Source organism: Xenorhabdus sp. NBAII XenSa04 (assembly GCF_963866145.1).
GTDB lineage: Bacteria > Pseudomonadota > Gammaproteobacteria > Enterobacterales > Enterobacteriaceae > Xenorhabdus > Xenorhabdus indica.
The window spans coordinates 18,460-39,234 of record NZ_CAWMEB010000190.1 but is presented as its reverse complement, the minus strand read 5'-3'; the positions used below and the strand labels follow the sequence as shown (position 1 = coordinate 39,234).

Annotated in this window: 17 protein-coding genes and 2 tRNA genes; 2 read left to right on the top strand and 17 right to left on the bottom strand. The window is 44.1% G+C overall.

All coding sequences use genetic code 11. The features are described 5' to 3' along the window. Positions 1-34: 34 nt before the first annotated feature. The 17 genes from AAC147_RS08085 to trxA form a co-directional block, all read right to left on the bottom strand. Positions 35-110, bottom strand: a tRNA-His gene (locus tag AAC147_RS08085). A gap of 93 nt (positions 111-203) precedes the next feature. Then, a tRNA-Arg gene (locus AAC147_RS08080) sits at positions 204-280 on the bottom strand. Positions 281-428: 148 nt separating this feature from the next. Further along, positions 429-1,814, bottom strand: coding sequence for a bifunctional threonine/serine APC transporter ThrP (gene thrP / locus AAC147_RS08075; protein WP_047680052.1), 1,386 nt, complete (start codon positions 1,812-1,814; stop codon positions 429-431). Between the two features lie 239 nt (positions 1,815-2,053). Then, on the bottom strand, positions 2,054-2,791 hold the full coding sequence (gene wecG / locus AAC147_RS08070; RefSeq protein ID WP_047680050.1) for a lipopolysaccharide N-acetylmannosaminouronosyltransferase: 738 nt from the start codon (positions 2,789-2,791) through the stop codon (positions 2,054-2,056). Then, positions 2,778-4,193, bottom strand: a complete 1,416-nt coding sequence (gene wzyE, locus AAC147_RS08065) for an ECA oligosaccharide polymerase (protein ID WP_047680048.1) — start codon at positions 4,191-4,193, stop codon at positions 2,778-2,780. Before wzyE ends, wecG begins: the two co-directional genes overlap by 14 nt. After that, entirely contained in the window at positions 4,190-5,275 is a 1,086-nt protein-coding gene (locus AAC147_RS08060) for a TDP-N-acetylfucosamine:lipid II N-acetylfucosaminyltransferase (protein WP_047680046.1), read from the bottom strand. The genes wzyE and AAC147_RS08060 overlap by 4 nt, the downstream gene beginning before the upstream one ends. Then, complete coding sequence (gene wzxE, locus AAC147_RS08055) at positions 5,272-6,552, bottom strand: lipid III flippase WzxE (RefSeq protein ID WP_047680044.1); 1,281 nt, start codon at positions 6,550-6,552, stop codon at positions 5,272-5,274. Before wzxE ends, AAC147_RS08060 begins: the two co-directional genes overlap by 4 nt. Beyond that, positions 6,552-7,700, bottom strand: coding sequence for a dTDP-4-amino-4,6-dideoxygalactose transaminase (gene rffA, locus AAC147_RS08050; protein WP_047680042.1), 1,149 nt, complete (start codon positions 7,698-7,700; stop codon positions 6,552-6,554). Before rffA ends, wzxE begins: the two co-directional genes overlap by 1 nt. Beyond that, the gene (gene rffC / locus AAC147_RS08045) at positions 7,687-8,466 is read right to left on the bottom strand and encodes a dTDP-4-amino-4,6-dideoxy-D-galactose acyltransferase (protein ID WP_047680040.1); all 780 of its coding nucleotides are present in this window, start codon (positions 8,464-8,466) and stop codon (positions 7,687-7,689) included. Before rffC ends, rffA begins: the two co-directional genes overlap by 14 nt. Further along, a complete protein-coding gene (rfbA, locus tag AAC147_RS08040; RefSeq protein ID WP_047680038.1) occupies positions 8,450-9,325 on the bottom strand; it encodes a glucose-1-phosphate thymidylyltransferase RfbA in 876 nt (291 codons plus the stop codon). Before rfbA ends, rffC begins: the two co-directional genes overlap by 17 nt. 18 nt (positions 9,326-9,343) lie before the next feature. Beyond that, positions 9,344-10,426: a dTDP-glucose 4,6-dehydratase gene (gene rffG / locus AAC147_RS08035; protein ID WP_047680036.1), complete on the bottom strand. Its 1,083-nt coding sequence runs from the start codon at positions 10,424-10,426 to the stop codon at positions 9,344-9,346. Then, positions 10,423-11,685, bottom strand: coding sequence for a UDP-N-acetyl-D-mannosamine dehydrogenase (gene wecC, locus AAC147_RS08030; protein WP_047680034.1), 1,263 nt, complete (start codon positions 11,683-11,685; stop codon positions 10,423-10,425). The genes rffG and wecC overlap by 4 nt, the downstream gene beginning before the upstream one ends. Next, positions 11,682-12,812, bottom strand: coding sequence for a non-hydrolyzing UDP-N-acetylglucosamine 2-epimerase (gene wecB, locus AAC147_RS08025; protein ID WP_047680032.1), 1,131 nt, complete (start codon positions 12,810-12,812; stop codon positions 11,682-11,684). The genes wecC and wecB overlap by 4 nt, the downstream gene beginning before the upstream one ends. Positions 12,813-12,987: 175 nt before the next feature. Further along, a complete protein-coding gene (gene wzzE / locus AAC147_RS08020) occupies positions 12,988-14,043 on the bottom strand; it encodes an ECA polysaccharide chain length modulation protein (protein WP_047680030.1) in 1,056 nt (351 codons plus the stop codon). A gap of 32 nt (positions 14,044-14,075) precedes the next feature. Next, positions 14,076-15,164, bottom strand: coding sequence for a UDP-N-acetylglucosamine--undecaprenyl-phosphate N-acetylglucosaminephosphotransferase (gene wecA, locus AAC147_RS08015; RefSeq protein ID WP_047680028.1), 1,089 nt, complete (start codon positions 15,162-15,164; stop codon positions 14,076-14,078). A gap of 347 nt (positions 15,165-15,511) precedes the next feature. Continuing rightward, the gene (gene rho / locus AAC147_RS08010; RefSeq protein ID WP_047680026.1) at positions 15,512-16,771 is read right to left on the bottom strand and encodes a transcription termination factor Rho; all 1,260 of its coding nucleotides are present in this window, start codon (positions 16,769-16,771) and stop codon (positions 15,512-15,514) included. Positions 16,772-17,460: 689 nt separating this feature from the next. Beyond that, positions 17,461-17,802 (bottom strand): thioredoxin TrxA, encoded by a 342-nt coding sequence (gene trxA, locus AAC147_RS08005; RefSeq protein WP_038268524.1) that lies wholly within the window; start codon positions 17,800-17,802, stop codon positions 17,461-17,463. A gap of 119 nt (positions 17,803-17,921) precedes the next feature. Here trxA and rhlB point away from each other — a divergent pair, with 119 nt between their 5' ends. Together rhlB and gppA are read left to right on the top strand one after the other, a co-directional pair. After that, positions 17,922-19,202 carry an ATP-dependent RNA helicase RhlB gene (gene rhlB, locus AAC147_RS08000; protein WP_047680024.1) on the top strand — a complete coding sequence of 427 codons (1,281 nt, stop codon included), beginning with the start codon at positions 17,922-17,924 and terminating at the stop codon, positions 19,200-19,202. 42 nt (positions 19,203-19,244) lie between these two features. Continuing rightward, a complete protein-coding gene (gppA, locus tag AAC147_RS07995; RefSeq protein WP_047680022.1) occupies positions 19,245-20,765 on the top strand; it encodes a guanosine-5'-triphosphate,3'-diphosphate diphosphatase in 1,521 nt (506 codons plus the stop codon). Positions 20,766-20,775: the final 10 nt, after the last annotated feature.

Sequence of the window (20,775 nt, the reverse complement as noted above, 5' to 3'; positions counted from 1 at the left end):
CCAATTCCGCCACCCTCGCATGTCATAAAAAAGATGGGGTGGCTAACGAGACTCGAACTCGCGACGACTGGAATCACAATCCAGGGCTCTACCAACTGAGCTATAGCCACCATAACAACTATCTTTTCTTTCTACTAATTTTCTTACTACTACAATGCCGCTGACCACGATAACTCATCGTCACTGCTCTTGCACGCTTTAAATGGCGCGCCCGACAGGATTCGAACCTGAGACCTCTGCCTCCGGAGGGCAGCGCTCTATCCAGCTGAGCTACGGGCGCTTAACGCCGTTGCGGTGGAGGATAGTACGGATTTAATCTCCAACTGTCCAGTGCTTTTTTAAAAGAAATGATGTGTTTGATTATGCTTTATTCATTTAGTTGATAAAGTCAGCGTTTTTCCACCGCAGATTGTTTCATCAATGAAAAATCAAACTACATTTTCTATCGGTTTTCTTCCCCGGATAAACTTTGCCCACCAATAAATGAGTGACACGATCAGCAAAAAGACACCACCAACAATCAATGAAAAACGGGTATCCGGATTAATCGCCATGCCAATCAATACACAAGACAGGAAAATCAATGTCAGGTAATTGACGTAAGGGAAAAGTATCGACTTAAACCGATGCTGTTTCAGCGCTTCCTGATGATGTTGGCGGAAACGCAACTGGCTTACCAGAATAACAAACCACGGCACCATTCCCGGCAGTACACTGGCACTATAAACATAAACAAAAACAGCCTGTGGTTCCGGGATCAAATAATTCAAACTGGAACCTGCAATCAGGCAGCCAATGGTGATCGCGATACATCTTACAGGTACACCATTTTTCGAAAGCTTAAGCAATGAAGCCGGCAATTGACGGTTTGCAGCCAAGGCATACAGCATCCTGCCCCCACTGTACATTCCGCTGTTGCATCCCGAAAGCGCCGCAGTCAATACAACAAAGTTGATGACTGCCGCCGCAGAAGTAATACCAACTTTAGCAAAAGTCATCACAAACGGGCTGCCATGCGTGCCCACTTCTGTCCACGGGAACAAGGTTACAACAATGAAAATCGCTCCGACATAAAAGATCAAAATCCGCCACAGGATATTGTTGATCGCTTTTTTCAGCGTAATTTGTGGATTTTTGGCTTCACCTGCGGTAATACCAACCAACTCTACCCCTTGGTATGAAGCAACCACAATACACAGGGCAAACAGGAAACCTTGCCAGCCACCAGAGAAAAAACCACCGTGAGCAGTCAAGTTATCTAAACCAATAGCTTGCCAATCATTACCTAACCCAAAAAATATCAGCCCGATACCAACCAAGATCATCACAATAATCGTGGTGACTTTGATCATAGCAAACCAAAATTCCAACTCTCCATACAATCGCACAGCAGCCAGATTAGCCAACGCGACCAGACCAACAGCGGTCAGTGCAGAAACCCATTGGGGCAAATCAGGGAACCAGAGTTCAGCATAAACCCCCACTGCGGTAATCTCTGAAATTCCTACTGAAACCCACATAAACCAGTAGCCCCAGGCTGTCAGGCATCCCCAGTAAGGGCTAAGATATTTATGCCCAAAAGCCGCGAATGAGCCAGTGACAGGTTCAAGGAACAACATTTCTCCCATTGACCGCATAATGAAAAAGACAAAAAGACCAGCAATAATATAAGCCAGTAATACCGATGGGCCAGCCCATTTCAGTGTGCTGGCGGACCCCATGAACAGCCCAACACCGATTGTGCCGCCTAGTGCAATCAACTCAATATGGCGCGCTTCAAGTCCCCTTTGCAGACTCTGTTTTGAATCACTCATAAAACTCCCTATCCATTTTTATGATGTCTATATTTGCAAATAGAAAAAATACAGGAATTGATAATCAATGGTTGTGAAGATCAGTCGTAAAAAGGCAGGGATCAAAGCACGTTTTGCCCATCAGTGAAATAAAAAATTGTAAAATAGAGTCAATAGAGATAGTCCAAGATAAGGCAATCCACCGTATCAAGCACCAATATTAAGCCGGATACAGTGGGTTATAGTAATCAAATCGTAACTTACAGTTTACCGTTGTAATAATACCAAAGAAATTTCAATAACTTGATTTGCCTGTGGATACGACTGGGCTGTGATAACAGACGATAGAGCCATTCCAAACCTAAGTTCTGCCAGATTTTCGGCGCACGTTTAACATGTCCGGTGAACACATCATACGTCCCTCCAACCCCCATATACAGTGAGCAAGGATACACTTTTCGACAATCACGCATGAAAATCTCCTGTCTTGGTGATCCCATTGCTACCGTGACTATTTGCGCGCCACTGGCCTGAATTCGTGCAAATACCGCATCACGTTCTTCAACAGTAAAATAACCATCCTGACTACCAACAATATTAACGCCCCACTGCTTGCGAAGTTTATTTGCTGTCTGGGTAAGAATTTCTGGTTTTCCACCCACCAGAAATACGGGTGTACCTTCGCGCCCGGCACGTTCCATCAAAGACTCCCATAAATCAGCTCCCGCAATGCGGGACACCTGTGCATTAGGATACTTACGCCGGATAGCACGTACGATACTGATACCATCCGCATAAAGATATTCTGCTTCATCCAACAACATGCTCAGCGCATTATCTTTCTCCGCAGTGAGCACTTTTTCTGCATTGATTGCCACCAATGTTCCTGTTTTTACCTGCCCATCCTGAAAAAGGTGATCAAGAAAATGTGGTATTCCACGAAATCCCCATAGACTGAGTCCGCGGATACGATATTTAGGAATGTTATTCATCACCATTTTTTCTCCTTACATTCACCAGAACAGGTATTTTTTGTGATGCAGACAAATTATTGATGACAAACTTTCGGACAACACCTGCACTATCGAATAGCCAAAACAGTAACTTCGCGGCTATCAGGCACAGGCCAAAGACGATACCAAAGAACACAACACGGGAGACAAAAGAATCCACACCTTCACGGGCAAGGACTATCATGTTGAAGATCGCTCCAAAGCAGAATGCCTGTAAAATGGCTGCCTTATAACGGTTTGTTTCCTGTTTTCCTGCTTCATAGATCCAGTCAAACCACTTGATAATCATACCAACGACAATTGCACCAAGTGGTATAAAGAACACCCCGCCCATGACGACCAATGAACCGATCAACGTCGGAGAAATCGCCAGACCAGAGTGATTATCCAGTACATCCCACGTAAAGTAGTTGGCTGTATTCCAGACCAGATTAGGTCTGTCCGGCCAAACCCAGCCAGGAATAAAGACATAGAAGTCACGGATTATCGGCGCCAAACCCTGAAAATCAATTTTACGGTAGTTATCCAATAACAGAGCAAGATTCTCCCACGGAGAAAAGGTATCTCTGGTCAGATACAGGAAGGTATAAAAGGCTTCCTCACCACTCACATTAAGGCCATAGCGCTTCAATGCCAGCCAGAACATACCAACGATCCCCATGACTCCCGCCACAAGCAACATCCATAGGGTGATCCAACCCCGGACAATGCCAATAAACAGGAATAATGCAAACGCAATAATAATATTGGCCCGTGTTCCTCCGACGATGACATAAGTCAGAATACCAAACCCAACCGTTCCCACTAAAAAGCACAGCCAACGGATCTTAGTCGGTTTCAGGAAAAACACTACCAGCATGGCAGGGATGAAGAAATAGAAAAAGCGCTTAAGTGCCACCCCGGAAACTTGACTGGAGAATATCTGACTATAAGACTGTAGCTTAAATAGCAGAAAACCGTTTTGCAGAAAGAAAGAGGCAACAGTGAAGATCGCAATACCTGCCAACAGTAGCCAAGTCAGATTGGTTTCTACCCGATTCATGGTGAACAAAGGCTTACGAGATACAACCTTAATAGATGTTTTATCATTGTCAGGAATTCGATACCTGAGCCGTATTTTATAACTGACATAATAAATGGCATAAAAACAGCCCGACGCCAGCATTGCATGTAGCAATGAATCTACCGGCACTACCTGTACATCAAACTGAAAAACCAATAGGCTCGTCAGTGGAAAACCAAAATAAAATGTCAGCAAATAAAGCAATGAGAAAAAGATATTGAAGTTAAACTGAACACGTCGAAACTCCCGATACATCAATGTAAGAATGAAGATCAGCGAGATGGTGTAAACAACAAATAACCCACCGAATTGCGCCAAAGTCATTGAAACTCTCCAGATGCTTCCAACAAGGCAATTTTCCACCCTTCTACAAAATTAGGATCAAAAAAGGCTATCGCCTTTTTATCAAGAAACAGCATCTGACGCTGTGCTTCCTGCACCCAGTGCTTATTCAGCTCGTCACCATCAAACAGAATGGGGATTTGCTGCTCGGCTAAGTCTTGCCAGAATGGATTCTGACGACTCAAAACAAATGGAATACCTGACTGGATCAACTGGCAAAGGGTTCCTATTCCCTGCTGACGCTTAAAAATGAAATAGCCCAAATCGCATTGACGTAGCAATGACAAGTAATCGTCAAAAGCCAGTTTTGTTTTCAATATCCGGATATTCTCAGCCCGGAATAACGACAATGCAGTTTGTTCTACATGTTGGATATAGGCTTGATTATTATCAGGATAACCCATTGGCAAAATGAGACAGGCTTCTGTGCCAAATTGACGATGAATTTTGTGCAATGCTTCAATATGACGATTAGATTTATCTCCTGAATTTCCCAACAGAATAGTGACCCCTTCAGATGAAAAGGATTTTTCCTTCACCACTAGTGAAGGTGCCATACGCGTTGGGAAATACAGCAGAGAAGCCGGTACATTAGGGTTGAATGCTGCGAAATGATTGAGATCGCCACGTGTAGCAAACACCTTTCCTACCCGTTTCTGTGCTAAACGACGTAACAGATAGAAAAAACGAAATTTAAGCTGACGGGAATCCTCATAAAGATCAGCTCCCCATACATGCCACCAGAATTGATGACTTTTAATTTTTCCAATCAATAAAGCTATCCATAATCCTGTATTGAACTGTCCATGAAAAAAGAAACGTCTGGCTCTGTCTTCTTGCGCTTGTGCTATGACGGCCTTCGACAGTGCCGCTTTACTCTCATAAATAGAGATGGTTAAAGCAGGATAATTCGCTGTTATCCATGAATGCTCTTTCGCCACCACCATAAAACACGGTTTGGCTGGAAAATTTATTTCCTGTGCCAAGACGTCATTAAAAAAACGCAGTAGCGTTTGATTGTGATGTGGGATGTCCGATCCCAAAACGTGGATTAAGGTTGTCATGCTCGTCCGCGATAAATAATAAATACGCTACAACAAAGAATAAAGTAAACAATATAAGTAGCCATATATGACTGAGCTGCTCCCAACGCCCCATTAACGGGGATCAGCCAATGAGAAAAACTGGTCAACAACAGAAATTGACTGATTTCAGCCAATACATAAATACGCAGTGCTGCTTTCGCTATCACCAGATAACCAAAAACATAAGCACCCACTTTCAGAACATCACCTACCAACTGCCATGCAAATAGATCCCGCATTGCAATAAATTTATCAGAAAACAGTAACCAAATAACAAAATCACGCAATAACCAGACTGAAAAGCTGGCAACTGCCACGGCCGGTAAGACAAATTTCAACGCTTTCACTATCTCACTGGCAATCTCGTTTTTATTTTCCAATCGGGAAAGGGTCGGCAGTAGATAAACCGTGAAAGAGGCCGTGATAAATTGTAAATAAGCATCTGAAATACTGCTCACTCCCTGCCAGATACCAACCTCTTCCCAGCTATAACGTTCTGCCATCAAGTTTCGCATCATGATGTAGGCAACTGGCAGTGTGATAGAAGTCAATAAAGCCATCAGAGTAAACTTCCCCAAATGGCTTGCAATGGCACGATCCCAGATGGGTTTCAATGCCGAAAACGCAATAACTTTACGACGCAGAAGGATAACCACTGCCGGCAACACTACCAAAGCGGGCATTAAAGCCAACCCTATCAGAGCGCCTTCATAATCCCCTAACCAATAACAAAGGCTATAGGCAATTACACCGACCAAGCTACCCAGTATTATCGCCAATGCGTTTCCCTGAGCATCGCGAAGTCCCTTCAAAATAGCCAGAAAATAGTTGGCATAAGCGATTCCCATTTGAATAAATGCGAGCGCCTGCACAACCATTTTGTAATGGTTATGACCAAATAAACTGATATTGATGGTGTCGCTGAATAAGAAGAAAACTATCGCCAGCAGAGTAGAAGACCCCAAAATGATTGAGGATGATGTTCCCAATACTGCTCTGAGCTTTGCCGATTGCTGATGGTGTTTTACAGCATAATGTTCCGCAACATAGTGTTCTGCAACGTATTTGGTAACACCGTTAAAGATCCCCGCACCAGACAATACACCCAGAACAGTAATGAGTTGGCGGAAATTGCCCGCTTGCCCCACCCCTGTCGGGCCAAAGGAGACGGCCAGAAGTTTTACGACCAGTAACCCGGCGCTAATCTTGATTAGTGTAGAGCCCGCCGTCCAGACTGAGGCTTTGGCAAGTGACATCAGGCAAAAAATTCCTTAATGCGGCTGATGACTACCTGCTGTTCTTCATCAGTAATATTATAAAACATCGGCAAACGCACCAGACGCTCACTTTCGCTGGTGGTAAAGTGGTCTTCACCATGAAAATGACCACACTTCTCACCGGCAGGGCTGGTGTGCAACGCTACATAATGGAACACTGTCAGAATATCCGCCGCTTTCATATGGTTATTAAACTCGCTGCGCTCTTCCACATCTTTCAGTTTGATATAGAACATATGCGCATTGTGCTCTACATTTTCTGGCACAATCGGCAGAGTTAAAAGCCCCTTCTCAGCCAATGGCTCCAAGGCCCGATAGTAGTTATCCCATAAGGTCAGGCGGCGCTGATTGATTTTTTCAGCAACTTCCAATTGTGCCCACAGGAAAGCGGCCTGTAAGTCAGACAACAGATAGCTGGAGCCAATGTCACGCCATGTGTATTTGTCCACTTGTCCACGGAAGAACTGCGTACGGTTAGTCCCTTTTTCACGAACAATCTCTGCGCGGGAGAACATGGACTTATCGTTGATCAATATTGCCCCGCCTTCACCTCCCGAAGAGTAATTTTTAGTCTCATGAAAGCTGAAACAGCCAATATGACCAATGGTTCCTAACGCACGGCCTTTATAAGTGGACATGACACCCTGTGCAGCATCTTCCACGACATACAGATTGTATTTTTCTGCCAGTGCCAAGATGGTATCCATTTCACATGCTACCCCTGCATAATGCACTGGCACGATAGCACGGGTTTTATCCGTGATAGCAGCTTCAATCTTGGTTTCGTCAATATTCATCGTATCCGGACGGATATCCACGAATACAATTGTCGCTCCACGCAGCACAAACGCATTGGAAGTCGAAACGAATGTATAACTGGGCATGATAATTTCATCACCCGGCTGAATATTCAGCAGTATTGCCGCCATTTCTAATGCAGCGGTACAAGAGGGGGTCAACAGCACTTTTGAACTATGAAGAGTGTTTGAACAATTAAAACGCTTCTCCATCCACTCTTCACAACGTTTGGTAAAACCACCATCACCACACAATTTTCCACTGGCCATCGCCTGTTGCATATATTCCAGTTCAGTGCCAACTACCGGTGGTTTGTTAAATGGAATCATTTCGTCCTCTGTATAACCAATATGCAGTGCTTTCGATTATCGCACCACGACGTGTATAAAGGCGCAAAGCTGTGATGTTACTGATCTGTGTTGCAATTCTCAGCCGTTGTATCCTATGGTTCTGACACCACTGCTGCGCCACCGACATCAATTTTTTTCCAATGCCCTGGTGATGCTTTCCCGGTAATGCCGCCAGTAAACCTATTCGTGCTTCGTGGCAACCTATGTTTCTCATAGTGACAAAGCCAGCAAGCCCACCACACTCATCATTAACGAGCAAACATTCGTGATCAAAAGTTCCCAGAACCGCGTTTTCAACCCAAGTCGCGTAAAAACGGCCACTGTCATTTGGTTGATACCAAGGGGCACGAAAGCGGCTGGTTGCAAACGCGCGCAACGCTACAGCTTTCAATACCGGAATATCCAATGGTGTTGCGGTTATCAACGCCTGATATTTATCACATTCTTCTGAACTGGCAGATAACGAACTGACAGATGATGAATTAACAGACAGCAGTAAATCCGCTTCGCCTTCCACCAGAGAGAAACCCAGAGCAGATAACTGATCAACCAAATAGAGTTGTTGCGCGGGAACTTTCGCCTGTACCAACGCATATTCGTCCAACTGAGCTGTCGTTATTTGCCCCTTATTAGTCGACGAAAACGCCGATACGAAATTCAGACGGGCAGTAGATAAGCCAAAAAACTGGCTATCCCATGCCAAAGGCTCAATATCAGCGTAAACAGGTTCAACATGAATAGACATGGAGTAAATCCAGCAAATATTGACCGTAACCTGTTTTTGCCAACTCTGTCGCAGAGGCTCTTACTTGTTCCTCATCCATCCAGCCATTGCGCCATGCGATCTCTTCCAGACAGGCAATTTTGAAACCTTGCCGTTTTTCGACTGTCTGAACAAACATACTGGCCTCAATCAGGCTATCGTGCGTGCCAGTATCCAACCAAGCAAACCCACGCCCCAACAGTTCAACATTCAGTTCTCCGCACTCCAGATACATTTGATTAATGCTGGTAATTTCCAGTTCACCACGGGCGGAAGGTTTCACCTGTTTAGCAAAATCCACGACTTTGTTGTCATAAAAATAGAGTCCGGTGACTGCCCAATTTGATTTTGGCTGCGCTGGCTTTTCTTCAATGGAAAGTACACGGTACTGCTCATCAAATTCTACAACCCCAAACCGTTCAGGATCCATAACCTGATAACCGAATACTGTTGCTCCGTGCCCGCGCGCCACAACACTTTGCAGTTTCGGACTGAATGCCTGACCAAAGTAGATATTGTCACCAAGCACCAGACAGCAGGCATCATCGCCAATAAACTCCTCGCCGATCAGAAATGCCTGTGCCAAACCATCCGGTGAAGGTTGTACTGCATAGCTCAGGTGAATACCACAACGATTACCATCACCCAATAACCGTTTGAAAGCAGGCAGATCTTCCGCAGTAGAAATAATCAGTATGTCGCGTATCCCTGCCAGCATTAAGACTGACAACGGATAGTAGATCATTGGTTTATCATAAATAGGCAGTAACTGCTTTGATACACCACGTGTTATTGGATAGAGACGAGTACCAGAGCCACCTGCCAGTATAATTCCTTTCATGCTATCCCCCAGACGGGTTTATTCATTCCCGCAGTGATCAACCAAACCAAGACGTTCTCCTGCATAAGAGCCGTCCTGAACACTACGCCACCAACTCTCATTTTCCAGATACCATTGCACCGTCTTACGAATACCAGATTCAAATGTCTCCTGTGGTGTCCATCCTAACTCACGCTCAATTTTCGCTGCATCAATGGCATAACGCATATCGTGCCCCGGACGGTCGGTGACATAAGTGATAAGCTCACGATAAAAGGCAATACCTGCTGGCTTTTCCGGACGCAACTCTTCCAGTAATTGGCAGATAGTTTCCACAACATCAATATTCCGGCGCTCATTGTGGCCGCCAATATTATAGGTTTCACCAGGTCTTGCCCTGGTAACCACCAAATGTAGTGCCCGTGCATGATCTTCTACATACAGCCAATCACGGATTTGCTCTCCCTTACCGTAAACGGGCAAAGGTTTACCTGCCAACGCATTCAGGATCATCAGAGGGATCAGTTTTTCCGGGAAATGGTAAGGTCCATAGTTATTCGAACAGTTAGTGATCACTGTCGGTAAACCATAGGTACGACGCCACGCTCTGACCAGATGATCACTGGATGCTTTCGATGCAGAATAAGGGCTGCTCGGTGCATAAGGTGTCGTTTCTGTGAAAAAGCCCTCATCACCGTGCAAATCACCATATACTTCATCGGTTGAAATATGGTGGAAACGGAATGCAGCCTGCTTATCCTGATCCAATTGCTGCCAGAAAGTCCGGGCAGCTTCTAATAAGGTATAAGTGCCAATAATATTGGTTTCGATAAAAGCCGCTGGCCCATCAATGGAGCGATCAACATGACTTTCTGCCGCCAAGTGCATCACTGCATCAGGTTGATATTGCTGAAAGATATGATCTAAAGCATCACGATGACAGATATCCACCCGCTCAAACGCATAACGAGGATGCCCGGCAACCGGAGCCAGTGACTCAAGATTGCCAGCATAAGTTAGGTTATCGACAACAACGACGCTGTCTTCAGTATGATTAATAATATGACGAACCACCGCTGAGCCGATAAAACCTGCACCACCAGTAATCAGAATACGTTTCAACGCCAAACTCCTTTGGTATCAACAACCCATTTTTGTTTTATTTGTTTGCCATTAATGGCCTTAAACTGGCTATGATCCACCAGCATTAACACAACATCGGCCTCTTCCAGTGCCTGTTGTAAATCTACCAGTTCCACGACGCCCTTCAGTGAATAAGGCAAGCTATGAATATTCGGCTCAACCGCGAGGGTGGAGCCAGCATGCCACTGTGCGACCATTTTGGTGATATGAACTGCCGGGCTTTCCCGTAAATCATCAATATTTGATTTAAATGCCAGACCAAAACAGGCGATTTTAACTTCACTTGCCCGTTTGCCGCTTTCAACTAAACAGTCCGCCACCGCAGCTTTTACTTGATCAACGACCCAGAGTGGCTTGCTATCATTCACAAGGCGGGCAGTGTGGATCAAACGGGATTGTGCAGGATTTTGTGACACAATAAACCATGGATCGACGGCGATACAATGACCACCAACCCCAGGGCCTGGTTGCAGGATATTAACGCGAGGATGCCGATTGGCCAGACTGATTAATGCCCAGACATTAATCCCCTGTTCGGCACAGATAAGCGAAAGTTCATTAGCAAATGCAATGTTAACATCCCGAAAACTGTTCTCTGTCAGTTTACACATTTCCGCAGTTCTGGCATTGGTGACAACACATTCGCCTTCAAGGAAAATTTTATACAGTTCACTTGCTCTGGAAGACGATTTTGGTGTCATACCACCCACAACGCGATCATTTTTGATCAGCTCCACCATGACTTGTCCCGGTAATACTCGCTCAGGGCAATACGCGATATCAATGTCTGAATTTTCCCCTGCCTGCTGTGGAAATGAAAGATCGGGACGAACTTCTGCCAGCCACTCTGCCATTTGTTCAGTCGCGCCAACAGGTGATGTTGATTCCAGAATAATCAAATTTCCTTTTTGCAAAACAGGAGCAATAGATTCTGCCGCTGCGCGAACATAAGCCATATCAGGCTCGTGATCTCCTTTAAAAGGCGTGGGAACCGCGATTAAAAATGCATCGGCGGGTTGCGGGGAAGACACTGCTTTCAGGTAGCCATCTTCAACAGCAGTTTTGACTACTTTATCCAAATCAGGTTCAACAATATGGATCTCTCCACGATTAATCGTCTCCACTGCATGTTGATTAACATCAACACCAATAACCGTTTTCTGGCGAGACGCAAATGCTGCCGCAGTAGGTAAGCCAATATAACCAAGACCGATCACAGAAATTGTTTCAAAGTTCATAATGTCACCTGATTTTTCTTCAATACTTCCAGAATTCGCTGACAAGCCTTGCCATCACCGTAAGGGTTATGAGCCCGGCTCATCTGTTGATAAGCAGAGTCATCCGTCAGCAAGCGTGTGACTTCATCAACGATAGTTTGGGTTTTTGTTCCTACCAATCGCACTGTACCAGCATCAACTGCTTCTGGTCGCTCTGTGGTATTACGCATGACCAGAACAGGTTTTCCAAGTGAAGGCGCTTCTTCCTGAATCCCGCCTGAGTCGGTGAGTATCAGATAGGCATGATCCATCAAATAAACAAATGGCAGATAGTCTTGTGGATTGATAAGAATAACATTATCAATATCATGCAGAATGCGTTTTACTGGCTCACACACATTAGGATTCAGGTGAACAGGATAAACGACCTGCACATCAGGGTGCATTCTGGCAATTTGTGCCAACGCTTCACAAATCCGTTCAAACCCGCCACCAAAATTCTCACGACGATGACCTGTCACCAGGATCATTTTCTTATTGGGATCAATAAAAGGATAAAGCTCAGCAAATTGCTCGCTCAACACTGCATCATCCATAATGCGGTCACGTACCCAAAGTAAAGCATCAATGACCGTATTTCCCGTGACAAAAATAGCGTTATCTGCAATTGATTCTTGCAAGAGATTGTTGCGAGAGTTCTCCGTCGGCGCGAAATGGTACGTCGCCAGATGACCAGCAATCTTACGATTGGCCTCTTCCGGCCACGGAGAGTACAGATCACCAGTTCTCAATCCGGCTTCAACATGACCTACCGGAATACGTTGGTAAAAAGCGGCCAGACTGGTTGCCATTGTCGTTGTCGTATCGCCATGCACCAGCACCACATCTGGCTTGAACTCACTTAATACAGGCTTCATGGATTCAAGTATCCGGCAGGTAATATCCGTGAGATCCTGTCCTTGTTTCATAATATTGAGATCAAAATCAGGCTTGATCCCAAATAAGTGCAGTACTTGATCCAACATTTCCCTATGCTGTGCAGTGACACAAACTTTTGCCTCAAAAGCATTATCCCTGGCCAAAGCATGTACCAATGGTGCCATTTTGATGGCTTCCGGGCGAGTACCAAACACAGTCAACACTTTCACAGTGACTCTCTTATTTTGTCAATCATTGCTGGTAATTCCACAAAGGGATATTTGTTGCGGTTACTTTCATCCCTGTTTCCAATATATATGTGTATATAAAATACAGACCATCTGAAACAGCCATTCATTTTTTCTTGCGATAAATGAAATTTACATAGTTATCATATATATAAAATTATGTGCGCGAACGCCTCGCTAATGCGACTCCAGCACCAACCAACATACCGATAGCTCCCCACAGAATCATCATAAATGCACGGCGAGGACTATCTCTGTTGACAGGTTCTTCAGGTGTTCTGAGATAACGGTAGGTCTGAAAAATATTCTGCAAAGTAGGGCCAACATTTAGGGTCGCCAACATTGCTATATTTTGATCATAATCGATGCTGTAATTGGGACCGGTAGCTTGCAAAGTTTCGAGTTGTGCTTGCAGCAATGGTACTCCCAGCATGAACATTTTAGATTCAGGCAGTTCATCAAGAGGGATGTTCGTTTGATTACGTTGAATGCCCTGTTTTTCAGCAACCTTCAATGATTGCTGCAAGACATTCAACTCACGGTTATACATTGCCTTGGCCACCATTTCTTGTCGTTTGACCAACGCTTTCATTGATTGAGTACGTGTAGCCCACGCACCTTTAATTTCATTGTTCAGGTGGGTACTGGCGCGTTGATTAGCAAAAGCAATATATTCCCGCAGCAGTCGGTTGGCATCTATTGCTGTTTCTGCCGTTAATTTAATGTGTTCATTCTGCGCATTTTTCTCATTACGGCGTGTCACCTGAATATTGTTGATCAATTCTTCCAGTAACACGGCATCCGCTTTACTATTACCCTCTCGGCGCTGTTTGTAATAATTGGAATGAAGCCAGAATTCACGACGGGTATCATATGCTTCAACTTGCGTCATGAACTCTTTATATGCACCATCGGGAATAGTCGGTAACTGGGCTTCCGGCGAAGCATTAATGTGAGTATCTAAATTGCGCAGAAATTGCTGTTGTGAATAATAACTCCCCAGATTATTCGTCGTCGGTAAATCTACAATAGCGGTTGCGCTCCATTTTTGCTGCATCAGATACGATGCAGCCAGAGCGACAGCAGCGAAAATAATTGCCAGTGCGATAATCCATATCTTTCCACGCCACAGAGCATAACAGAGTGCACGAATATCCAATTCATGCTCTATAGCTGCCTGACCCTGATTAGATTTCGTTTCTGAGTTTTTCACTGCGCCAAACCTCTTTGATAAGCCGATTATTTTTAATGATGGCTTGCAACCCGACGCATCCGACGTTTACACCGTTTGATAAAACGAGCAACCCGCCATGCTCTTTTGATGCAATAGCCATACAATATAAATGCAAGCAAAAACAATGCCAACATTACCCATTCAGGCACAAAACTTAACCGTTCACCTATAATGCCCACTCCAGCCAGCAAAGCTGCTGCCGCAGTAATTAAGACGAATGCCTGACGGGAAGTAAAACCTGCGCGCATGATCAGGTGATGAATATGCTGACGATCCGGTGAAAATGGACTCATGCCCTTGCGCAGTCGGCGGTACATAATCGCAACCATATCCATCAATGGGATAGCAATGATCCATAATGCTGTCACAGGGTTAATAGAACGATTTTCCCCTTGAGTCACCTCAGTCAACAGCCAGATGATGGTGAAACCAATTAGTGTACTTCCAGCGTCCCCCATAAAGACTTTGAAGCGTTTACCAAGCAGGCCCAGATTGAGAAAAATATAAGGCAATATCCCAGCTATAAATGCAAAGCACCAAAATGCCAAAGCAGTGTTGCCGCTTTCATAAAGCAAAATACCTAATGCACCGAAAGAGATGCAAGACAATCCCCCCAATAAACCATCAATGCCATCCATCATGTTAAAAGCATTAATGGCAGCCCAAACCGCAAACAGTGTAACCACATAGCTAAATGGGCCTAATACCATCTCCCATGGTCCAAACGCATCCCCCAAACTTTCTAACTTAAGCCCAGAGAAATACATCATACTAATACCTACTAAAGCTTGGATTGTTGCCCGGATTTTTACACTAAGATCAAAGCGATCATCCAATGCACCAACAAAAACTAATGCCCCCGCACAAGATAAGTACACCCACTTATGAGGGATAAATTCTTTTGTTATAGCAAAACCAAAACAAATCCCAAAAAAGATAGATATTCCCCCTACCAGAGGTATTACTCCATGATGACATTTACGATAATTAGGCTTATCAACAAGACCGATCCGCTGTGCTAACTTACGCGCCACAAACAAAAATATAAATGAGAATATAAATACGCATAAGATTTCAGCAGCTATACTGGGAATATTCACAATAATAACTCTCTGCAAAAATAACAGTAGGTCATCTAGTATTCATTGACTCTTATATTTCCTTTAATATCAAACTCACTCAATAAGTACCTAGTCAACAAAAAGATGCCTACAATGTAAGAAATTTACACATTAGTAAAGACAGTCATAGATCGTGATCAATCATTATTTGCGGAGTATCTATGAAGCACCGTCAGGGAACACGTATCTAAAAAAAGAAAAGCAAAATACATGCCATCTTTGCGATTAAATTAAACCATCAATAAAAAACGCCACAAAAAGTGGCGTTTTAAAGAAGTGATCGCTTAACTATTTTTATTTATGGAGTGCGAATTTTTGTTTACAGACTACGAACGTTTCATAAAGTCGAAGAATTCTTCGTTTGTTTTTGTCATAGCCAGCTTGTTGATAAGGAATTCCATTGCATCAATTTCACCCATCGGATGAATAATTTTACGCAATATCCACATCTTCTGTAATTCGTCTTGTGCAGTGAGTAACTCTTCTTTACGTGTACCGGAGCGATTATAGTCGATAGCAGGGAAAACACGTTTTTCCGCAATCTTACGGGACAAGTGTAACTCCATGTTACCTGTACCTTTAAATTCTTCGTAAATAACCTCATCCATCTTAGAACCGGTATCAACCAGAGCTGTCGCGATGATGGTCAAGCTACCACCTTCTTCAACATTACGAGCTGCACCGAAGAAGCGTTTTGGACGATGCAGCGCATTTGCATCCACACCACCAGTCAATACCTTACCGGAAGCCGGAACAACGGTGTTATAAGCACGAGCCAGGCGGGTTATAGAGTCTAACAGGATAATAACGTCTTTTTTGTGTTCAACCAGACGTTTTGCTTTTTCGATCACCATTTCAGCCACTTGAACGTGGCGGGAAGCCGGCTCATCAAAAGTAGAAGCGATAACTTCACCTTTTACCAGACGCTGCATTTCGGTGACTTCTTCTGGGCGTTCATCGATCAGCAGCACCATCAACACACAATCTGGATAATTGTGGGCAATATTAGCCGCGATGTTTTGCAGTAACATGGTCTTACCCGCTTTTGGTGGAGCAACAATCAGACCACGCTGACCACGACCAATAGGCGCTGCCAAATCCAGAACTCGAGCAGTCAAATCTTCGGTAGAACCATTACCACGTTCCATACGTAACCGGCTGTTAGCATGGAGAGGAGTCAAGTTCTCAAACAGGATCTTACTACGGGCATTTTCAGGTTTATCGAAGTTAACTTCATTAACTTTCAACAAAGCAAAATAACGTTCACCTTCTTTTGGTGGGCGGATTTTACCTGAAATAGTGTCACCTGTACGGAGATTAAAACGGCGAATTTGACTAGGAGAAACGTAGATATCATCGGGACCTGCAAGGTAGGAGCTGTCTGCTGAGCGGAGGAAACCGAATCCATCCTGCAATATCTCCAGCACACCATCTCCGAAAATATCTTCTCCACTCTTCGCATGCTGTTTGAGGATAGAGAAGATAATATCTTGTTTGCGCATACGAGCCAGGTTTTCCAGCCCCATATTTTCGCCGAGAGTGATCAACTCTGATACCGGCGTATTCTTTAATTCGGTAAGATTCATAATGGTGGGTTCTTTAACTCGGGGTATATCTCGAACTATGAACGTGAATGGTATGGCAGCGTTATCGGTGCCTGTTTATTTGTACCCAAAACAAATACAACCTCTTAACATATTAATTTATATTACAAGGCAATAGTCTGAAGTACGCTAATTGATTTCAAAATAAGGCTAACAAACTGTTAAAACACAACCGAGATAACAATAACGAAATGTGATTAATCTCAATACAAGAGCTATCTCAGTGTAAGTAATGTTTCAGCAAATACTGTTTAACAATATTGTCTTAGTAAACACTATCTCAGCAAAAAAATTCAGTAAAAGAAGACTTCGACATAAAACGTCCAGTACGAAAACATCATCGGGATGTTCAGCATAAAGACGTCTTCAGCACCAAGCTATATACTGAATGGCTCACTATATATGCTTTCAGAAACTCTACTAAATACGATATGCTATCAGATATTTCAAGGTGATCCAGAGATAACAGATTTATCAGACACTATAGATTGTTTAGTATGTAACATGCCTGGTGTCAATTCTTCATATAAATTATGAAAATCTTGCTAACGCATGTTTCATATAAGCACGTGGCAGCTAACTTACCATGCTTCGTTGCGGACGTCTAGCTGTCAATAAGATAAATCACTTTATCTGCTAAACGCCCATAATTACCGTGAGCTAACTCTAAGTTAGAAATGTGGTTCCAAAAATTCTTTCAGTTGAGTTTTTGACAAAGCTCCCACTTTCACCGCAACTTTTTCGCCGTCTTTGAACAAAATCATCGTCGGAATACCACGAATACCGAATTTCGGCGCAGTTTCGGTATGATCATCAACATTCAATTTAGCAACGGTCAGTTTACCTGTATACTCAACAGCTATTTCATCCAGAATAGGCGCAACCATTTTACAAGGGCCACACCATTCAGCCCAGAAATCAACCAAAACGACACCTTCTAATTTCAGTTTATCTCCATTAAAGTCACTGTCAGCCAAATGAATAACACCAGCATTCACAATCTTTTCACTCATTATTTGGACTCCGAAGTAAAATCTTTTACGTTATCAGTGTACATTAACCAATATAAGGTGTCTTTATTTCAGCGGATACACTTTCTTAAAGCAATAGTTAGCTGATATTCTACCACACTATGAGCAAAACACATTTGACAGAAAAGAAGTTTTCCGACTTCGCATTGCACCCCAAAGTCATTGAAGCCCTTAATAAAAAGGGTTTTTCCAACTGTACACCGATACAGGCGCTAACATTGCCTTTTACTGTCGAAGGCCAAGATGTTGCGGGGCAAGCACAAACCGGAACGGGCAAGACGCTCGCATTTCTGGCGTCTACTTTTCATTATTTACTGACTCATCCCGCCAAGGAGCATAAAACCAATCAACCAAGAGCGTTGATTATGGCTCCGACCCGTGAACTGGCCGTTCAGATCTACTCTGATGCAGAAGAGCTAGCTGAAGTCACAGGGTTAAAAATGGGTCTGGCCTACGGTGGAGATGGCTATGATAAACAGCTAAAGGTGCTGGAATCTGGCGTTGATATCGTCATTGGCACAACAGGTCGTCTTATTGATTACGCCAAGCAAGGATATATCAATCTTGGTGCTATTCAAGTTGTTGTATTGGACGAGGCCGATCGCATGTACGATCTCGGTTTTATCAAGGATATCCGTTGGTTATTCCGTCGGATGCCTGCGGCAACTGAACGCATGAATCTGTTGTTCTCCGCCACTTTATCTTATCGGGTGCGCGAATTGGCCTTCGAACAGATGAATAATCCTGAATATGTGGAAGTGGAACCATTGCAGAAAACCGGGCACCGTATCCAGGAAGAGCTTTTTTATCCTTCTAATGAAGAAAAAATGCGTTTGTTACAGACTTTATTGGAAGAAGAGTGGCCCGACCGCTGCATTATTTTCGCAAATACCAAACACCGCTGTGAAGATATCTGGGCTCATCTGGCTGCCGATGGACATCGTGTCGGTCTGCTGACCGGTGATGTAGCACAGAAAAAACGCTTGCGCATATTGGAAGAATTTAGTCTGGGCAATCTGGATATTTTGGTCGCCACCGATGTTGCTGCACGTGGGCTGCATATTCCTTCCGTAACACACGTGTTTAACTATGATTTACCGGATGACTGTGAAGATTACGTTCATCGTATTGGCCGAACTGGCCGTGCCGGCGAAAGCGGTCATTCAATCAGTCTGGCCTGTGAAGAATATGCGCTGAACCTGCCAGCCATTGAAGAATATATCCAGCATCAGATCCCTGTGAGCAAATATAACAGCGATGCATTACTGAAAGATTTACCCGTGCCCAAACGCCGCAACCGCGCACGTTCAGGAGGACATCCGCGCCGTACCAATACGACGCGCCGTGGTAATACTGTTCGTAATCGTAAACGCAATTCGTAACCGTAGTGTTCAGGCTGATTAACATAATTCTGGAATAACAAAATGCTGAGTTCTTCGCTCTATGCCGCTATCGATTTAGGCTCAAACAGTTTTCATATGCTGGTTGTCCGCAGAGTATCCGATAGTATTCAAGTGGTCGCCCGCATTAAACGTAAAGTCAGGTTGGCCGCTGGGTTGGATAAAAATAACCATTTATCCCAACAGGCAATGGAGCGGGGATGGCAATGCCTTCGCCTTTTTGCAGAATATTTGCAGGATATCCCTGCTCTACAGATCCGCGTTGTCGCTACAGCAACATTGCGACTTGCTGAAAATTCCAATGAATTTGTTGGCAAAGCCTCTAAAATATTAGGTACTCCGGTTAAAGTCATCAAAGGTGAAGAAGAAGCTCGACTGATTTATCAAGGTGTTGCCCATACTACAGGCGGGCCGGAAAAACGTCTCGTGGTAGATATTGGTGGCGGTAGTACAGAACTTGTCACGGGTATTGGTGCAAAGGCTACACAGTTATTCAGCCTTGAAATGGGCTGTGTTACTTGGCTCGAACGCTATTTCAATGATCGCACTCTGACAGAAGAGAACTTTGCTAAAGCAGAAATGGCCGCTCACCATATTCTTACTCCTGTTATCACAGCACTTCTGGAACAAGGCTGGCAGATTTGTGTCGGAGCATCGGGTACAGTGCAGGCTCTTCAGGAGATCATGATTGCCCAAGGTATGGATGAACTCATCACCCTGTCCAAATTGCAACAGCTTAAATCTAAGGCGATTGAATGCGGAAAGCTGGAAGAGCTGGAAATAGATGGCCTGACACTAGAGCGGGCATTGGTTTTTCCAAGTGGCTTGGCAATCCTGATTGCTATCTTTCAGGCCTTAGGTATCGAAAGTATGACTCTGGCAGGAGGTGCACTGCGTGAGGGGCTGGTTTATGGCATGCTGGAACTTCCTGTCGAGCGAGACATTCGTGCCAGAACCTTGCAAGATATTCAGCAACGCTTTCAGGTCGATACTGAACAGGCACAGCGAGTCAGACAACTAGCAGAGTCTTTTTTTCAACAAATCGCTAAAACGTGGGAATTGGATGAGCGATGTCGCGAACTGTTAGTCAGCGCTTGTTTGCTCCATGAAATCGGCTTGTGTGTCGATTTTCGCCAAGGGCCAGCTCATTCTGCTTATCTGATCAGCCACTTAGACCTACCCGGCTATACTCCAGCTCAAAAACGCTTACTAGCGACATTGTTGAAAAATCAAAGTGGATCCATCAACCTGGCATCATTCAGTCAACAAAATGCGTTACCGGCATTACTGGCGCTGCGATTATGCCGTTTACTGCGCCTTGCCATTATCTTTGCCAGCCGTCGGCGAGATGATTCTTTAGCAACTCTGCGTTTGCGGGCAGAAAATGACATACTTACTATTACTCTTCCCCATCAGTGGCAAACACAACACCCACTCAGTGCCGAAACATTACATCAAGAAGTTAAGTGGCAAAGTTATATTCAATGGACATTAATTATTGAAGAGCAATTTATTAAAGAGCGGAATAATTTCAATTTAGGATAATTATGCATTC